General features: G+C 36.4%; 17 protein-coding genes. 11 read left to right on the plus strand and 6 right to left on the minus strand.

Annotated features, from left to right (window positions below):
• Positions 1–39: 39 nt before the first annotated feature.
• From IGJ66_RS01980 to IGJ66_RS01995, 4 genes are all read right to left on the minus strand, one after another.
• A complete protein-coding gene (locus IGJ66_RS01980; protein ID WP_067485398.1) occupies positions 40–516 on the minus strand; it encodes a glutathione peroxidase in 477 nt (158 codons plus the stop codon).
• Positions 517–611: 95 nt separating this feature from the next.
• Positions 612–1,070 (minus strand): S-ribosylhomocysteine lyase, encoded by a 459-nt coding sequence (locus tag IGJ66_RS01985; protein ID WP_067485396.1) that lies wholly within the window; start codon positions 1,068–1,070, stop codon positions 612–614.
• Between the two features lie 116 nt (positions 1,071–1,186).
• Positions 1,187–2,338, minus strand: coding sequence for a cystathionine gamma-synthase (locus IGJ66_RS01990; RefSeq protein ID WP_095803409.1), 1,152 nt, complete (start codon positions 2,336–2,338; stop codon positions 1,187–1,189).
• A gap of 11 nt (positions 2,339–2,349) precedes the next feature.
• Positions 2,350–3,267, minus strand: coding sequence for a PLP-dependent cysteine synthase family protein (locus IGJ66_RS01995; protein WP_430616752.1), 918 nt, complete (start codon positions 3,265–3,267; stop codon positions 2,350–2,352).
• A gap of 428 nt (positions 3,268–3,695) precedes the next feature.
• Here IGJ66_RS01995 and efp point away from each other — a divergent pair, with 428 nt between their 5' ends.
• Positions 3,696–4,259, plus strand: coding sequence for an elongation factor P (gene efp / locus IGJ66_RS02000; protein WP_067485388.1), 564 nt, complete (start codon positions 3,696–3,698; stop codon positions 4,257–4,259).
• Positions 4,260–4,343: 84 nt separating this feature from the next.
• On the opposite strand, the gene IGJ66_RS02005 is transcribed toward efp, so the two are convergent.
• Positions 4,344–4,616, minus strand: a complete 273-nt coding sequence (locus IGJ66_RS02005) for a hypothetical protein (protein ID WP_071868765.1) — start codon at positions 4,614–4,616, stop codon at positions 4,344–4,346.
• A gap of 155 nt (positions 4,617–4,771) precedes the next feature.
• Here IGJ66_RS02005 and IGJ66_RS02010 point away from each other — a divergent pair, with 155 nt between their 5' ends.
• The 3 genes from IGJ66_RS02010 (at position 4,772) to IGJ66_RS02020 (ending at position 6,624) form a co-directional block, all read left to right on the plus strand.
• The gene (locus tag IGJ66_RS02010) at positions 4,772–5,440 is read left to right on the plus strand and encodes an NAD(P)H-dependent oxidoreductase (protein WP_067485382.1); all 669 of its coding nucleotides are present in this window, start codon (positions 4,772–4,774) and stop codon (positions 5,438–5,440) included.
• Positions 5,437–5,610, plus strand: a complete 174-nt coding sequence (locus IGJ66_RS02015) for a hypothetical protein (protein WP_169819325.1) — start codon at positions 5,437–5,439, stop codon at positions 5,608–5,610. The genes IGJ66_RS02010 and IGJ66_RS02015 overlap by 4 nt, the downstream gene beginning before the upstream one ends.
• 108 nt (positions 5,611–5,718) lie before the next feature.
• Complete coding sequence (locus IGJ66_RS02020) at positions 5,719–6,624, plus strand: peptidoglycan-binding protein LysM (protein WP_086270584.1); 906 nt, start codon at positions 5,719–5,721, stop codon at positions 6,622–6,624.
• 82 nt (positions 6,625–6,706) lie between these two features.
• On the opposite strand, the gene IGJ66_RS02025 is transcribed toward IGJ66_RS02020, so the two are convergent.
• A complete protein-coding gene (locus tag IGJ66_RS02025) occupies positions 6,707–8,080 on the minus strand; it encodes an amino acid permease (RefSeq protein WP_067485379.1) in 1,374 nt (457 codons plus the stop codon).
• A 250-nt stretch (positions 8,081–8,330) separates the two neighbouring features.
• Between IGJ66_RS02025 and IGJ66_RS02030 the strand changes: the two genes are divergently transcribed.
• The 7 genes from IGJ66_RS02030 to IGJ66_RS02060 all read left to right on the plus strand — a co-directional run bounded on the left by IGJ66_RS02030 (position 8,331) and on the right by IGJ66_RS02060 (position 15,953).
• Positions 8,331–9,074: a metal ABC transporter ATP-binding protein gene (locus IGJ66_RS02030; protein WP_086270586.1), complete on the plus strand. Its 744-nt coding sequence runs from the start codon at positions 8,331–8,333 to the stop codon at positions 9,072–9,074.
• Complete coding sequence (locus tag IGJ66_RS02035; RefSeq protein ID WP_071868767.1) at positions 9,071–9,925, plus strand: metal ABC transporter permease; 855 nt, start codon at positions 9,071–9,073, stop codon at positions 9,923–9,925. The genes IGJ66_RS02030 and IGJ66_RS02035 overlap by 4 nt, the downstream gene beginning before the upstream one ends.
• Positions 9,912–10,844, plus strand: coding sequence for a metal ABC transporter substrate-binding protein (locus IGJ66_RS02040; RefSeq protein WP_271015366.1), 933 nt, complete (start codon positions 9,912–9,914; stop codon positions 10,842–10,844). Before IGJ66_RS02035 ends, IGJ66_RS02040 begins: the two co-directional genes overlap by 14 nt.
• Positions 10,845–11,103: 259 nt before the next feature.
• The gene (locus IGJ66_RS02045) at positions 11,104–11,853 is read left to right on the plus strand and encodes a hypothetical protein (protein ID WP_071868768.1); all 750 of its coding nucleotides are present in this window, start codon (positions 11,104–11,106) and stop codon (positions 11,851–11,853) included.
• Positions 11,854–11,913: 60 nt separating this feature from the next.
• Positions 11,914–13,077: a tRNA epoxyqueuosine(34) reductase QueG gene (gene queG / locus IGJ66_RS02050; protein WP_430616753.1), complete on the plus strand. Its 1,164-nt coding sequence runs from the start codon at positions 11,914–11,916 to the stop codon at positions 13,075–13,077.
• A 402-nt stretch (positions 13,078–13,479) separates the two neighbouring features.
• Positions 13,480–14,085, plus strand: coding sequence for a LysM peptidoglycan-binding domain-containing protein (locus IGJ66_RS02055; RefSeq protein ID WP_067485361.1), 606 nt, complete (start codon positions 13,480–13,482; stop codon positions 14,083–14,085).
• Positions 14,086–14,303: 218 nt separating this feature from the next.
• The gene (locus IGJ66_RS02060; RefSeq protein WP_430616754.1) at positions 14,304–15,953 is read left to right on the plus strand and encodes a phosphoenolpyruvate carboxykinase (ATP); all 1,650 of its coding nucleotides are present in this window, start codon (positions 14,304–14,306) and stop codon (positions 15,951–15,953) included.
• The last annotated feature ends 17 nt before the right edge of the window (positions 15,954–15,970 follow it).

Genomic DNA, 15,970 nt, shown 5'->3' on the forward strand with positions numbered 1-15,970 from the left:
TGAGTGATTAAGCTCATCTGTTTTTTTGTATTCTTTTTACTATTCAGCAAGAAGCTTTTCGATATCATCAATCATCTTTTCAGGAGAAGTCTGTGGTGCAAAGCGTTTGATGACAGTTCCATCTTTATCAATTAAAAATTTGGTGAAATTCCATTTAATTGCGTTAGTCATTGTACCAGGTGCATTTTCCTTCAAATAGGCGAATAAAGGATCAGCAGCTGCTCCATTTAATTCGACTAATTGATGCATTGGAAATGAAACACCATAAGTAGTTCGACAAGCTTGCGCCGCTTCTTCAGCAGAATCCAGTTCTTGTTTAAATTGGTTGGAAGGAAAGCCTAAAACGACTAATCCTTTTTCTTTATAGGTAGTGTAAAGTTGTTCAAGCTGCTCAAATTGTGGAGCAAGTCCACATTTGGTTGCAGTATTAACGATAATCATTGGATGATTCTGGTAGTCGTTTAGAGAGTAAGTAGTTCCATTTTCCAAAGTTGCATCAAAATCATAAACTGTCATAAAAATTCTCCTTTACTAATTGAGTAAGTACACACTTATTATAGAACAAAAAAACTGAGAAGCTTGTTTAAAAGCTCTCAGTTTTTTTAGTTAAATTATGCAAAGACGTCAGACCATTCATCGCGTTTTGCTAAGAATTCACGTGCTAGTGCTTGCGCACCCTCTAAAGTGTGACTTGCAGCCCAACCACATTGTGTTTCATTGCTTGCGGGTACTTCAGTAGCTTCAAGAACGTCCTTCATTGTTTTTTCTAAAACATCTAGTACATCGTCATAACTTTCATGATTCAGCACAGTTAGGTAAAAACCTGTTTGGCAGCCCATCGGCGACCAATCCACAATGTAGTCAGCATGATTACGAATTAGTTCAGCTGTTAAATGTTCAAGTGAATGTAAGCTTGGCATCTCCATATGCTCTTTGTTTGGTTGTTTGAAGCGGACATCATATTTAATGATCATGTCACCATTTTCACCAGTTTTGCGATCAGCAACACGGATATAAGGTGCTTTTACTTTTGTGTGGTCTAGATTGAAACTTTCAACATTCATTTTCATGTAAGTTACCTCGATTCATTTTTTGTTCAGTAGTGATAGCTAAATTCTAACATTTATTTAGAATAAGTTATAGGTACATCTTTGATTTTTAACCTTATTTCTATAAATGAAGAAATTTATTTAGTACTTTCCATTTTATCTAAGGCTTGGGTTAAGTCTGCTAATAAATCATCTATATGTTCGATACCTACAGAAAGACGAATCAACCCATCTTTGATTCCTGCTTTTTCACGTTTATCTTTTGGAATAGAAGCATGAGTCATAATCGAAGGAACCTCAACTAGACTTTCTACGCCACCTAAGCTTTCTGCTAGAATAAATAATTTTAATGATTCAACAAAAGGTACTGCTTTTGCATCTTCTTTTAAGTCAAAAGAGACCATACCACTAAAACCACTCATTTGTGTTTTTGCAATCTGATAGTTTGGATGACTTGTTAGTCCAGGATAATAAACAGTTTCAACAGCTGGATGATTCTCAAGAAAAGTTGCTACTGCTAAAGCATTTTTTTGATGTGCTTCCATTCGCACACTTAGCGTTTTGATCCCACGTTGGATTAGCCAACTATCCTGAGGGCCTAAGACTGCACCCATCGCATTTTGTAAAAAGCCAATTTTTTCCGCTAAGTCTGCTTTATTAGTGGTGACTAAACCAGCAACAACATCACTGTGTCCACCAAGATATTTCGTACCACTGTGAACAATGATATCTGCGCCAAGTGCCAATGGCTGTTGGAAATAAGGTGTCGCAAATGTATTGTCAACGATTGTTAATAGATTATGTTTTTTTGCGATGGCAAGACTAGTTTTTAGATCAGTAATTTTAAGGAGTGGATTACTTGGTGTTTCAAGATAAAGTGCCTTTGTGTTTGGTTGAATCGCTTGCTCAATTTGTTTAAGATCACTTGTATCAATAATTGTGTATTCTAAACCGATTTTAGAAAATACTTTATCAACTAATCGAAAAGTTCCGCCATAAACATCATCACCGAGTAAGATATGGTCACCAGGTTCAAACAGTGATAAAACTGTATGGATTCCTGCCAATCCTGATGAGAAAGCAAAGCCTTGGATTCCACCTTCAAGGTCTGCAATTAGTTCTTCTAATGCAAATCGGGTTGGATTACCTGAACGAGAATACTCGTATTTTTTTGGTTGACCAACACCGTTTTGCCGGTAAGTTGAGGTTTGATAAATTGGAACACTAACAGCACCCGTTGTTGGATCTTCACTAATACCACCATGAATTAATTTTGTTTGAATATGCATTTTTATTCCTCCTATAAATAAATATTTTTTGACAGATAACGATCACTTGCATCAGGGAAGATGGTTACGATTGTGCTTCCTGCAGGCAATTGTTGCACTTCTTTGAGGGATGCTGCAAAAGCGGCACCACTTGAACTACCAACTAATAATCCTTGATTTTTAGCTAAAGCACGCGTGTAATAGAATCCTTCCTCATCTGAGATAGTTTCAAAACGAGTAATAGGCAAAGACTCAATAAACGGAGGAATAAATTCTACACCAATTCCTTCAATTTCATGAGAAGCTGCTTTGCCACCATTCAAAATAGAGCCTTCGGGTTCAACACCAATTAGTCGAATATCACTTATCTGTTCTTTAAGATAACTTGCTGTGCCAGAAAAAGTTCCACCACTACCAATTCCAGCCACGAAACTATCTATTTTTCCTGCCAGTTCGTCAATCAACTCTGGTCCAAGTGTGTGATAATAAGTTGCTGGATTGTCAGGATTTTCAAATTGTTTTGGGAGATAAACATTTTCTAATTTGGCTGCTAACTCCTGACTTTTTTTGATAGCACCGACCATTCCAAATGAAGTAGGGGTATGAATGATTTCTGCACCTAGTGCCTTCATAAGTTGTTGTTTTTCAATACTAAACTTTTCTGGTACTACAAAAATAGTTTTTAAATGGTAGTTTAAAGCAGCTAAGGCTAAACCAATTCCGGTATTGCCAGCGGTTGGCTCAATGATCGTTGTGTCTTGGTTGATCTTGCCAGTTTTCAAACCTTGTTCAATCAAATAAAAACCAAGTCGATCTTTAACGCTACCTCCAGGATTCAAATATTCAAGTTTCGCATAGATTTTTGAATCTTTTGGTATTTCATAAGCATCATGCGTAAACTCAAATAAAGGTGTCTTACCAATATAATCATGAATCGTTGTTAATATCATAGCTTCCTCCTAAAAATTCGATAAAAAAAGGAGCTGACTATTAAATCAGCTCCTAGATATCATAAATTATTCGTGCTTTTCCAGAGAGTACACGTAAATTATGAAGGGCAATTAATAGACACGGCAAATAGTATGCTGCTTTTTTGCACCATACAACAACAAGTAATCAATTGATTGAAGTTACTTTGTGTGTTCATCATGTCTGTTCCTCCAGTAATATTTTTATCAAAAATAGCATGAAAAAATGTCAGAGTCAAAGTATTCGGTGATTTTTAGTGATAGGAATAATTGGATAGAGTGCATGATAAAGTGAATCACAGAATCAAATGAAGAAGTGTTGCTAGATAAAAATGAAGATTTGCTAGTCTTATCCACTGTTGTTTGATACAATAAAAAAGATGATGATAAACAAAAAAGGAGCAATTTAAATGATTTCAGCAAGCGATTTAAAAGCCGGTATGACATTTGTACAAGATGGAAAATTAATTAAAGTTTTAGACGCAAGTCACCACAAACCTGGTAAAGGAAATACAGTTATGCGTATGAAACTAAAAGATGTTCGTTCTGGTGCAACATATGATACAACTTTCCGCCCAGAAGAAAAATTTGAAAAAGCACACATTGATACAAAAGCTGTTCAATACTTGTATACAATGGATGACACAGCGTTCTTCATGGATCTAGAAACATATGAACAATATGAGATTCCTGTTGAAACAGTTGAAGAAGAAATGAAATACATCCTAGAAAATATGGAAGTAAAAATTCAATTTTTCGGCAGCGAAGTAATCGGTGTGCAATTACCAACAACTGTTGTTTTACGTGTTGTTGAAACACAACCTTCAATCAAAGGTGCAACAGTAACTGGTTCAGGTAAACCAGCAACAATGGAAACTGGCTTAGTTGTCAACGTTCCTGACTTTGTTGAAGTAGATGAGTTATTAGAAATCAATACAACTGAAGGTTCTTATATCAAACGTGCCTCAAAATAATGAAATAAAAAAGTGCCGCAAAGATCTGTTCAGGTCTTTGCGGCACTTTTTTATAAGGAGAAAATCATTTTCAAGCTTAAATGATTAGTAAGTGACAGTGGTATCTTCATTGGTAATTAGTTGAATGACATGCGCTAAAAATTTTTCGGGATCTTCTCCTACTAATTTTTCCTCACGTTTCCCATCAAGTAAATGATACATTTTTTGGGCATCTTGTAAGAGATAGTAGTCATTTTCACCTTCAATATGAAATGCTTGAAGATCGTTTGGAAATTCAATATGGATGTCAATTACGCTAATTCCACCCAAACGATTGGTTAAATAATCTTCTATTTCTTTTGCTGTTACAGTTTTCATATTTCTCGCCTCTTTGCTTTAATAATTTTATTATATACCTATCAAAAAAGAGTGGGGTAAAAAACGTCTTGCTGAAGCTGAGGCATAATGATCAACTAAGTCTATTTGTTATGCTAAACTATGAAACAGTACGAAGAAGAAAGGACGTAATCGTGATGAAGACCTTAGTAATTGTCAGCCATCCCAATCTTCAAGAATCATTGAATCAACAATTTTTTAAAGAGGCATCTCAATCGCTTTCGATTACATGGCATCATTTAGAATCTGTCTATCCAGCCGGAGAAATCAACCAAAATGACGAATTAGCGTTGTTAGCAACGCACGAGCGAATCATTTTCCAATTTCCTCTTTATTGGTATAGCGCACCTGCACATTTAAAAATATGGCAAGACACAGTGTTGGCTAAAGCAAGTAAAGTGCTAAAAGGAAAAGATTTTGGTGTTGTAGTAACGACTGGCGTTGCAGAAAAAGAATATCAAGCAGGCGGAAAAGAAGAGTTCACGCTGTCTGAATTTTTGCGACCATATCAACGAATTGCACACAAATTTCAAATGAATTATTTGCCTCCATTCGTATTAGCACAATTTATGTATCAGACTTCGGAGATACGATTTGAACGCTTAATTGCTTATCAGCAATATCTTTCTTTAACTGGAAAACCAAGTCTTGTTCAGCGAATCAACTGGTTTCTTGAACAAATAGAAAAAAATACGCATTTTTCAGAACCGCAAAAATCCTATCTCCTAGATGGCTTAAAAGAACAACAGGAGATGATCGAAGACTTGACCTTCACACTGGGTGAATTAAAGGAGGAAAATGAATGAGTAGTGAGTGGTTACAGCAACAAATTGACGAGCTGAATGAAAAAAATGTTCATTATGAGGATGCTGCTTTGTTATTTGAATTGAAAAAATTAGTCAAAGAAAGCGACGAGCGCATCGCTCAACTGCAGGGAGAAATTGATGGAAAATCATGGAATCATCGTGAGTGGTAAAAAGGATTAGAAAATTTTAAGAAAAAAATGTGCATAACTATTGTTATTTGTTACAATGAGGATAAGGCATAACACTATTTTTAACATAAATTATTGGTGGTGAACTTATTGAAAAACAAAAATGAACGAGATGAAAATGTTCGGATGTCTAGAAGGCGTCAGCAAAAGCAACGAATGCAAAAAAGATTGTTGATTATTGGTGCCTGTTTGGTAGCAGTCTTGGTGATTGGCGGCTCAGTCTGGGGATTGACGCAGTTCGGAAAATCAACTTCTAGTGCCAAAGAAACACCTGAAACAACTGTTTCTTCAACGCAAAAAAATGAAAAAAAAGCGAAGAAAAAACAAAGTAAAAAAGCGACAAAAACAACCGATAGTTCAACAAAATCATCAACAGAAACGAGTAGCACAGATAAAGAGTCAGCAGATGAACTACAAACGATTTTGACGACTTACTCAGAGAAGTTGACTGAACAAACACCAATATTGATTGATGAATATCAAACAGAAATTCAATCAAATCAAAATGGGGTTGCAGGATTATCTTCGATTGCTAATCAGAAAGCATTAGCACTACAAGCAATTTCAAATGAAGGAATCAGCAAATTAAAAGCTGCACATCAAGCAGATAGTTCCTCAACTGTCGATATTAATTCTTTGGTTGACCAGCTATCAAGTAAATACACAACTGAAGTAGCAAAAATATCAGATATTTATTTACGAACGAGTAGTGCGCTGCAAGCTGAAGAAGCAAACAAACAGGAAACAAGTAGTTCAACCTCAGAAGAAACAATGACTTCAACTACCGAACAAACGGCTGAAACAACAAGTAATCAAATGACTGATACGTCAGAAACTACAACGAATCAATCTGCAACAACTGTTGTATTAGCTGGTGAAGGCCCCAATCAAGTTGCACAACGTACAGGTGTACCAGTCGAAACAATCTTAGCATTGAATGGAATGACGATGGATGATTATTTCTTAACGCCTGGTGCTGTACTTCAATTGCAATAAGCAATAAAAAACTGCGAGATGTTACTAACTCTAGAAAGGTCCCCTTTCCAAGAGTAGAACAGACTCGCAGTTTTTTTGTTGTTTAAGCTTTCTTCAAGCGTTTTTCGCGAAGAAAGTAATGAATCGTCATTAAAAACAAGAAGGCTAACCCAATAAGCAAGGAAATTCTTGTTTCAGGGTTAATAAACATGAAACAAAGAATAATAGCTAAAAATGCTAAAGTTAAATAATTGGTGTAAGGGGATAATGGCATTTTGAATGGATGTTTTGTCATTTGTTCAGCGTGGATTTTACGGAATTTGATTTCACTGATTAAAATGACAATCCAAGGAATCATTCCTGGTAAAATACTTGAACTATAAACAAAGACAAAAATATTTTCAGAGTGAGTAACAAACATTGGTAGCAAATAATTGATGACCAAACCAATCAAGATACCTCCTGAAATGGCAACAACGGGATAAAATGGAACACCATGACGAGATAGTTTTAAGAAACGCTTCGACATTTTTCCATTAACTGCCAATGTGTAAATCATGCGACTGGCGCTGAAAATACCAGAGTTACAGCCAGATAAGGCAGCAGTGATTACCACAAAGTTAATCAATCCAGCGGCAAAAGTAATCCCAATTTTCGCGAATGTTTGAACAAATGGGGACCCGATTTCACCAAGCTGATTCCATGGATAAATACTTACGATAATAAAAATAGCACCAATATAAAAAATAAGAATGCGTCCAATGGTAGATTGAACAGCTTCAACGATTGTTTTTTGTGGATTTTTTGCTTCACCAGCAGTCATCCCGATTAACTCAATTCCTTGATAAGAAGCTATCACGATGGATAAAGCAAAAAAGAAACCTTTCACGCCACCGGTAAAGAAGCCACCATTTTTCCAAAGATTTGAAATACCAATAGGTTGACCATGATTGCCAAAGCCAAAGAAGATAACGCCTAAACCAGCCACAATCATCAAAATGATCGTTACGACTTTGATCATCGAAAACCAAAATTCTAATTCACCGAAGGCTTTTACTGAAAACAAGTTAGCTAACATCAAGAAAAGTATCACAGCGATACCAGGAATGATGGTTGGCAAATTTGGCCACCAATAATTCATATACTCGCCAACGGCAATGACTTCACTAATTCCAACTACGACATACTGAAAGATATTGCTCCAAGCAGTTAAGTAACCAGCAACTGGATGGATGTAATCACTCGCGTAATTAGCAAATGAACCTGTAGAAGGGTCAACGTAAAGCATCTCGCCTAATGCACGCATAATCAAGTATAAAAACAAGCCAGCAACAGCATAGGCAATCATTACAGAGGGACCAGTCCAGCGAATGGTTGAAGAGGCACCCATAAACAATCCAACGCCAATTGTTCCTCCCAACGCGATCATTCGAATATGACGTGCGCTAAGACTTCGATTTAATTTTCCTTCTTCCATACAAAAACTCCTTTCATAATTTAGAGAATAAGCCAACACATTTGATTAAATTTATCAGTCAAAAAAATAAATTATTGATAAATAAAAACAGTTATTAAATTAATCTCTTGATGTGATTTTACAGAAAGGATTCAAAAAACGCGAGAAGAAATTTAATTTAATTGCAAAGTTTTTTGTTGAAAATGTTTTCTTAATGAGTTAAACTATCTTTAAATAAAAAGTTAGGTAAACCTAAAAAGGAGTGCTTAGGATGGCGAAACCAACAATCAGCGTAGAGAATCTTTCCGTTGCGTACCAAGGAAAGATCGCTTTAAAAAATATATCTTTAACGATTCAATCAGAAAAAATGACAGGAATTATTGGACCGAATGGTGCGGGGAAATCAACTTTTATGAAGTCTTTGTTAGAATTAATTCCCAAATCTTCTGGTACGGTGACGTTTTCAGGTCAATCTGTAAAAGAGGTTCGGAAAAAAATTGCTTACGTTGAACAACGAAGTGCAATGGATCTATCTTTTCCAATTGATGTTTTTGGTGTGGTATTACTTGGAACGTATCCTTCGCTAAGGATTGGAAAAAGACCAGGAAAACTGGAGAAAGAACGAGCAACACAGGCGCTAGTCAAAGTCGGAATGGAAAAATTTGCTAATCGACAAATCAGTGAACTATCTGGTGGTCAATTACAACGAGTGTTTATTGCACGGGCATTGACACAGGGTGCGGAATGGATCTTTTTAGATGAACCCTTTGTGGGAATCGATGCTGTTAGTGAGAAAAAGATTTTTTCGATTTTACAAGAATTGCGTGCAGAAGGCAAAACAATTTTGATTGTTCATCATGATTTGCATAAAGTAACTGAATACTTTGATGAAGTAATTTTATTAAATCGTGAGCTGATTGCAGCTGGGACGGTTCAAGAAACTTTTACTTCAAATAATCTGCAGTTAGCTTATGGTGAAGTAATTGGTCAGTTGGTAAAGGGGGAACAAGCATGATTCAGTCATTTGTTGAGGGGGTATTCAATTATCAATTTTTACAATATGCATTGATTACATCTATTTTAGTCGGATTAGCTTCAGGAGTGATCGGTTCATTTATTATTTTACGCGGAATGTCTCTGATGGGGGATGCAATTTCTCATGCAGTTTTACCCGGAGTGGCAATTTCTTATATGTTTGGGTTTAGTTATATTTTGGGCGCAACTGCTTTTGGTGTGCTGACTGCTGCATTGATTGGTTTTGTCACACAAAAGAGTCGCTTAAAAAATGATACGGCAATCGGGATTGTTTTTAGTTCATTTTTTGCATTAGGAATCATTCTTATCTCTTTTGCTCAAAGTGCAACTGATCTTTATCATATTCTATTTGGTAATGTTCTAGCTGTTCGTGAGAGTGATTTATATCTCACGGCAATCGTTAGTGCTGTTGTCTTATTATTTATTTTCATTTTTTATAAGGAATTGAAAATTACTTCTTTTGATCCAATGATGGCAAAAGCCTATGGGTTAAACACAACATTTATTCATTACGCATTGATGTTCTTCTTAACTTTAGTTGCTGTAGTGAGTCTCCAAACAGTTGGAACAATCTTGGTGATTGCCATGTTGATTACACCAGCTGCAACAGCCTACTTGTTAACGAATCGTTTATCTATAATGATTGCTTTATCTGCGAGTTTTGGTGTGTTGAGCGCAATCGTGGGTGTATTTTTCAGTTACAGTTATAACTTACCTTCAGGGGCAACGATCGTGTTGGCATCAGCTGTGTTTTTTGCCCTAGCATTTTTATTTTCACCAACAAAAGGCATTTTGTTTCAAAGAAAGGAGCAAACAAATGAAGAAATCTAAATTACTAATCTTGTTATTCGCACTAGGAATTTTCCTAGTAGGTTGCTCAACAAAGAGCGAGAAATCAGAACAAACGAAAGATGGAAAACTAACTGTTGTTGCGACAAATTCAATTCTGGCAGACATGGCAAAAGAAGTTGGAAAAGACAAGGTAACGATTCATAGTATCGTGCCCGTGGGAACTGATCCACATGAGTATGAAGTTTTACCAGAAGACATCAAAAAAGCTAGTGATGCAAAAGTTATCTTGTATAATGGACTGAATTTGGAAACAGGGAATGGTTGGTTCAATAATTTGATGGAAACTGCTAAAAAAGTCGAAGATGAAGATTATTTTGCCGTTAGTCGTGAAGTAGAGCCCCTTTATTTAACAAGTGCTGGTCAAGAAACACAGGCAGACCCGCATGCATGGCTGGATGTGTCTAATGGAATCAAATATGTTGAAGAAATCACTCGAATTTTGAGCGAAAAAGATCCTGAGAATAAAGAAGTTTATGAAAAAAACAGTCAAGAATACCGTAAAAAACTTGAATCATTGGATCAACAAGCAAAAGAGTCATTTGCTACGATCAGTGAGGAGAAAAAGTTACTAGTCACCAGTGAAGGTGCATTTAAATATTTTTCAAAAGCGTATCAATTACCAGCTGCTTACATTTGGGAAATCAATACGGAAAGTCAAGGAACACCCGATCAAATGTCTGCAATTATTGACCAAGTCAAAGCGTCAAAAGTCCCTGGTTTGTTTGTAGAGTCGAGTGTCGATCCTCGGAGCATGGAACGTGTATCGAAAGAAACCGGTGTTCCTATCGCTGAAAAGTTATTTACAGATTCAGTAGCCAAATCAGGTGAAACAGGTGATTCTTACTATGGAATGATGAAATGGAATATTGAAGCAATTCATGATGGGTTATCAAAATAAATTCATTATCCAAAAGGTTGAACTAAAACATTCTTTTGTTTTAGTTCAACCTTTTTCTGTTTTCGTATATGGATAGCAAAAGGAAGTATCAATGACAGATAGTTATTCGAAAAAAGAAAAAACATCTTCGAAAAGTTCTTTTTTAATTCAATGAGCTAGTTACTTTGGATCATAATTTTTTTTCGCGTTTTTTTAGTGTAATAATGTTTTTTTCTTTCGATTTCCGTTATAGTTAAGGGTAAGAAGGAGAGGTGTAGCTATGAATTTCACACGTAAAGATAAGCATCAAATTAAAGAAGACGTCTTTCGTTTGCTTGACCAACAAGAAGCAACTAAAAAAGACCAAGACCTTCAATTTCTTGAAACCGAGATGGCAAAATTATTCATAGCGAATGCAACAGATGACGCAGTTGAACCAGAACGTTACATTGGAAAGTGGATTTTTGATGAGTTTCAGCCACTAGATGAAACGGCCGGAATTGGTTACTTTGTTTTCATTTCTGCAGTTGGATTTATACCAGGAGTCTTAGTCAAGCAAAATCAAGAAGTTCAAACGAAAGCTTGGCCAGCACTTTTTTCTGTCATTGGTACTGAAAATGTTATTCAGAAAATCCAAGCAGCGTATTATAAGAGTTCATTTATTGCACACAGTAAGTTAATGAATAGCTATTATAACCAGTTGATGTTAGTAGCACGACCAGGAAAAATACCACAAACATTTACTTATACGCAACAAAAAAACTTACATGAAGATGTGTTATACTCTCGAGATTTATCAGAACTTCCTCAAACAGAGCAAGTACGTTTACATCAATTGTTGAATACAAAACCAGTCTCTTGGAACTTCTTCCAAGCATTGGATGACAAAAAAAAGCTAATCTCAACGAATTATTGGGAAGTTTTTGTTACTCGTAATCGTTGGCTAAAGGAAAAGAAAGTCGCTGATCAACAAATTGAGTTCGTCCAATTAAAAAAAGAAAAATTATATTATGGATTATATAGCCGGTAATCTTGCTACCAATAATCTATTACTTAATATAGAAGAAAAATGAAATAAGCGAGGAAATTTATGACTTTAAAGGAAGAAATCATTCGCGAAAGTAAACGCTTGGGTATTGATAAAATCGGGTTCACGACTGCGGAGCCTTTTGATCACTTGAGAGAATCACTGGAAGAACAAAAAGCCGCAGGGCACACTTCTGGTTTTGAGCATCCAGTAATTGAAGAACGACTTTATCCAGAAAAAACATTTGATCAACCTCAATCTATTATTTCAATTGCATTGGCATATCCCACAAAAATTCATGAGGAAATCCCAAAAGATGAAAAAAGAGGGCAATTTGCCCGCGCTTCTTGGGGAATCGATTATCATGATATTCTGCGAGATCGTTTAAATCGTTTGATTGAATTTATTACAACACGCGGAAAACAGTGGCAAGCAGAGGAAGAGTGGCGCTTTGCTCCACAAGTAGACACAGGAGAGTTGATTGATGTAGCAGTCGCACAGCGAGCTGGCTTAGGTTTTATTGGACGCAATGGTCTGCTGATTACGGAAGAGTTTGGTTCTTTTGTTTATTTAGGTGAAATTGTTACAAATATTGTTTTTGAACCGGATGAACCAGGTATGTTTGGTTGTGGAGATTGTACTCGTTGTATCGACGGCTGTCCGACGAAAGCGCTGCTTGGAGATGGGCGAATGAATGCCCAAAGATGCTTGTCTTATCAGACCCAGACAAAAGGGTTGATGCCAGAAGAGTATCGAAAAAAGATGCGTAATGTCATTTATGGTTGTGATATCTGTCAGCTAGTTTGCCCATATAATAAAGGGAAAGATTTTCATTTCCATGAGGAGATGGAGCCAAAAGTTGATGAAGTATACCCTAAACTAAAACCAATGCTTTCTATTTCTAATAAAGAATTTAAGCAACAATTTGGTCATCTAGCTGGTTCGTGGCGTGGGAAAAAGCCACTTCAACGAAATGCATTGATTGCCTTAGCAAACCTCGGTGATCGAGACTCATTACCGGAGATTGCTGCTTGTCTCAAAGATGTCCGTCCAGTGATTCGTGGAACGGCCGCTTGGGCAATCGGACGTTTGGGTGCGAAAGCTCCAGAAGAATGGTTAACAGTTCTGCAAGACTCATTGGCGAAAGAAACAGATGAAGAAGCGAAGCTAGAATTTGAAAAAGCAATCGAAATTTTACAAACGAAGCAGAGAAAAAAACAGAAATAGCTCAAAAGTGCAAGGATTTGCCTAATTTTTGCTAATTCATTCATTTTTAGTCAGTAATTGTTGTAACAATTACTGACTTTTTTGCTGTTTTTGTTGTTTTTTGACTGAAATTCGTTATTTTAGCAAAAAAAAATGCATTTTTCTTCTAAAATTTTCGTTGTAATGTTACAAAATGTCGAGTTTTTGTGAAAAAACACACGGGTTGATGAAAATGTTTTCTTCTTTGATACCAACGGTTTCTACGACTTTAGTCTGAGAGGGCAGACTAGTGAAATGTTACAAATATTAAAAAAAATGTCATTTTGTCATCAAATGTCATCATTCTTTTACCTATGAAATATTTTCAAATGTTAAAGTTAATGACGTTGAAAGAAACTAAGAGGACATGAGGGAGTTTAATATATGAATTCAATGAAGAAGATCGTTTTAGGAACAACTTTTGCTGCAGGTGCTGCAATGTTTGTGGGAGCTACAGAAGCTCATGCTGACGAAACTTATACAGTCAAATCAGGTGACACTTTATCTACAATTTCACAACAATTTGCAGGTGACAATTCTTTAATTAACACAATTGCAGAAAAAAATTCTATTTCTGATATTAACCGTATCTACGTTGGTGAAGAATTAACTATCCCAACATCAGGCGAAGTTTCAACTAAAGCAGAAGTAAAAACTGAAACTAAACAAGAAACAGCAGCAACTGAACAAGCAACTCAACAATATACATACGTTGCACCAGTTGAAACTGTTGAACCAGTAGTTGCAACACCAGCAGCTCCTGCAGCTTCAACAAGTGATGCAAAAGAATGGATCGCTCAAAGAGAATCAAGCGGTTCTTATACAGCTACTAACGGACGTTACATCGGACGTTACCAATTAGATTCATCATACTTAAATGGTGACTACTCAGCTGCTAACCAAGAACGTGTTGCTGATGAATATGTATCATCACGCTACGGTTCATGGGATGCTGCTAAAGCATTCTGGTTATCAAACGGCTGGTACTAAGTCGAGTAATCAACTGAAACCAAAATAGTTGAAGCCAAGGAAATTACTTTCGAGTGATTTTCTTGGTTTTTTTGTTTTTCAAAAAAATAATTGCTATTCTTGCATATCTAATTGTGTAGAGGAGCGGATGAGGGATGCCGTAAGACAAAAAAATAGTGCTGAGATATAATAGTTATAAAGCGTTTTCTATTTTTGATTTAAAAAAGGAAGGTGAGCGGATGAGTACGATAACGGGATATCCACAAGCAGCAATCAACTCAAAGAGCAGCTTATTTTCGAGTATTCGAGTAATAATTGAAACAGCATTTTATGGAAATAATGTACAAGTGATCGAGCATTTAGCACAAGCATATCAGTTAGCAGCTAGTAGTCCTGGGACGATCGTGACAGATTTAGCTGTCTCTCACACAGAAGAGTTAAAACTTCCAAAAGATAGCAAAGTTTTAGTTTTTAATGATGGTGAAATTGTTGGTCGAACTGCGGCAGCACGTAGGGTAATCGGTGAACCAGAGATTAACCAGGTGAAGTATGAAAAAATTTTACGGGAAGCAATTTATCAAAGTAGAACACGTCAGTTTTATCATGGTGAAGTCATTGTTGGGTTGGACCAGGAATTTTCAGTTAAAGCACATGTGCTGATTCCTGAAGGTTTTGAGAATAATCTATACTCGTATTTATTGAACTTTCAAGCGTTAACAGCAGAAATTGAAAACGAGTATCAGCATTCGCAAACATATCATGAGGGCGACTTGTACATCTTTGCTGATCCAGAATGGCAAAACCCAGCGTTTCCTGATGGCTTGGTATTGATTGATGCTGTGCATAATGTAGCAGCTGTTTTGGGACTACGTTACTTTGGTGAGCTAAAAAAAGCAACGCTGACTCTTGCTTGGGCGCTAGCAAATCGAAATGGTTTCATTGCGTGTCATGGAGGACTGAAGCAATATCAATTTCCATCACATCATTACACGATGGCCGTTTTTGGCTTATCTGGTTCTGGAAAGTCAACGATTACGTTAGCAAAACGCGCAGATGATGTAGTAACTGTGCTGCATGATGATGCGTTTGTCATCTCAAAAACAAAAGGATCAACCACGGCACTTGAGCCAGCCTACTTTGATAAAACACAAGACTATGCTTCAGATGATCCAACAATTGCATCATTTTTAACCTGTCAAAATGTGGGGGTGACGCTGAATGACTCTGGGAAAAAAGTATTGGTGACTGAAGATATTCGTAATGGCAATGGTCGGGCAATCAAATCACGATTTGTTACGCCAAATCGTGTAGATCATTTGGATGATAAAATCGACGCAGTTTTTTGGATTATGAAAGATGATATTTTTCCGCCGGTTGTTAAAATGAATGATCCTATCTTAGCCGCAATTTTCGGTGCAACATTAGCAACAAAACGGTCAAGTGCAGAAAACATTCGAAATCAAGAAGAAGTGGATCAGCTAGTCTTCGTTCCATACGCTAATCCATTTAGAGTATATCCATTAGCTGAAGACTATCAAGCTTTTAAAGAGCTGTTTGAGCAACAAAACACCGATTGCTATATTTTAAATACAGGATTTTTTGACCAAAAAAAAATTACACCTGAAATCACGTTGAAAAGTGTAGAGGCTATTGCTAAAAAACAAGTGCAATTTCTGCCACTAGGAAAGTTAACAGAATTGTCTTATTTACCGATAGCTGGATTTTCTGAGCGATTTAATGAGGTAACTTATCAAGAACGTTTGTATCAGCGGTTGAGTTCAAGAAATCAATTTCTGCAAGAACAAGCAGAGCTTTTAGAGGGATACCATGAACTTCCTGCTGAAGCAACGGAATATTTGGAACGATTATTGAAAAAGTTGAAGAAATAAAGAGAGCTTGTGGAAAT

This window comes from Enterococcus sp. DIV0176, from assembly GCF_050528535.1.
Taxonomy (GTDB): domain Bacteria; phylum Bacillota; class Bacilli; order Lactobacillales; family Enterococcaceae; genus Enterococcus_B; species Enterococcus_B thailandicus.

What these genes read in the sequence shown, in the direction of transcription:
- IGJ66_RS01980 (WP_067485398.1), bottom strand. Translation starts at nt 516, where the DNA reads ATGACAGTTTATGATTTTGATGCAACTTTGGAAAATGGAACTACTTAC.
- IGJ66_RS01985 (WP_067485396.1), bottom strand. Translation starts at nt 1,070, where the DNA reads ATGAAAATGAATGTTGAAAGTTTCAATCTAGACCACACAAAAGTAAAA.
- IGJ66_RS01990 (WP_095803409.1), bottom strand. Translation starts at nt 2,338, where the DNA reads ATGCATATTCAAACAAAATTAATTCATGGTGGTATTAGTGAAGATCCA.
- IGJ66_RS01995 (WP_430616752.1), bottom strand. Translation starts at nt 3,267, where the DNA reads ATGATATTAACAACGATTCATGATTATATTGGTAAGACACCTTTATTT.
- efp (WP_067485388.1), top strand. Translation starts at nt 3,696, where the DNA reads ATGATTTCAGCAAGCGATTTAAAAGCCGGTATGACATTTGTACAAGAT.
- IGJ66_RS02005 (WP_071868765.1), bottom strand. Translation starts at nt 4,616, where the DNA reads ATGAAAACTGTAACAGCAAAAGAAATAGAAGATTATTTAACCAATCGT.
- IGJ66_RS02010 (WP_067485382.1), top strand. Translation starts at nt 4,772, where the DNA reads ATGAAGACCTTAGTAATTGTCAGCCATCCCAATCTTCAAGAATCATTG.
- IGJ66_RS02015 (WP_169819325.1), top strand. Translation starts at nt 5,437, where the DNA reads ATGAGTAGTGAGTGGTTACAGCAACAAATTGACGAGCTGAATGAAAAA.
- IGJ66_RS02025 (WP_067485379.1), bottom strand. Translation starts at nt 8,080, where the DNA reads ATGGAAGAAGGAAAATTAAATCGAAGTCTTAGCGCACGTCATATTCGA.
- IGJ66_RS02030 (WP_086270586.1), top strand. Translation starts at nt 8,331, where the DNA reads ATGGCGAAACCAACAATCAGCGTAGAGAATCTTTCCGTTGCGTACCAA.
- IGJ66_RS02035 (WP_071868767.1), top strand. Translation starts at nt 9,071, where the DNA reads ATGATTCAGTCATTTGTTGAGGGGGTATTCAATTATCAATTTTTACAA.
- IGJ66_RS02040 (WP_271015366.1), top strand. Translation starts at nt 9,912, where the DNA reads ATGAAGAAATCTAAATTACTAATCTTGTTATTCGCACTAGGAATTTTC.
- IGJ66_RS02045 (WP_071868768.1), top strand. Translation starts at nt 11,104, where the DNA reads ATGAATTTCACACGTAAAGATAAGCATCAAATTAAAGAAGACGTCTTT.
- queG (WP_430616753.1), top strand. Translation starts at nt 11,914, where the DNA reads ATGACTTTAAAGGAAGAAATCATTCGCGAAAGTAAACGCTTGGGTATT.
- IGJ66_RS02055 (WP_067485361.1), top strand. Translation starts at nt 13,480, where the DNA reads ATGAATTCAATGAAGAAGATCGTTTTAGGAACAACTTTTGCTGCAGGT.
- IGJ66_RS02060 (WP_430616754.1), top strand. Translation starts at nt 14,304, where the DNA reads ATGAGTACGATAACGGGATATCCACAAGCAGCAATCAACTCAAAGAGC.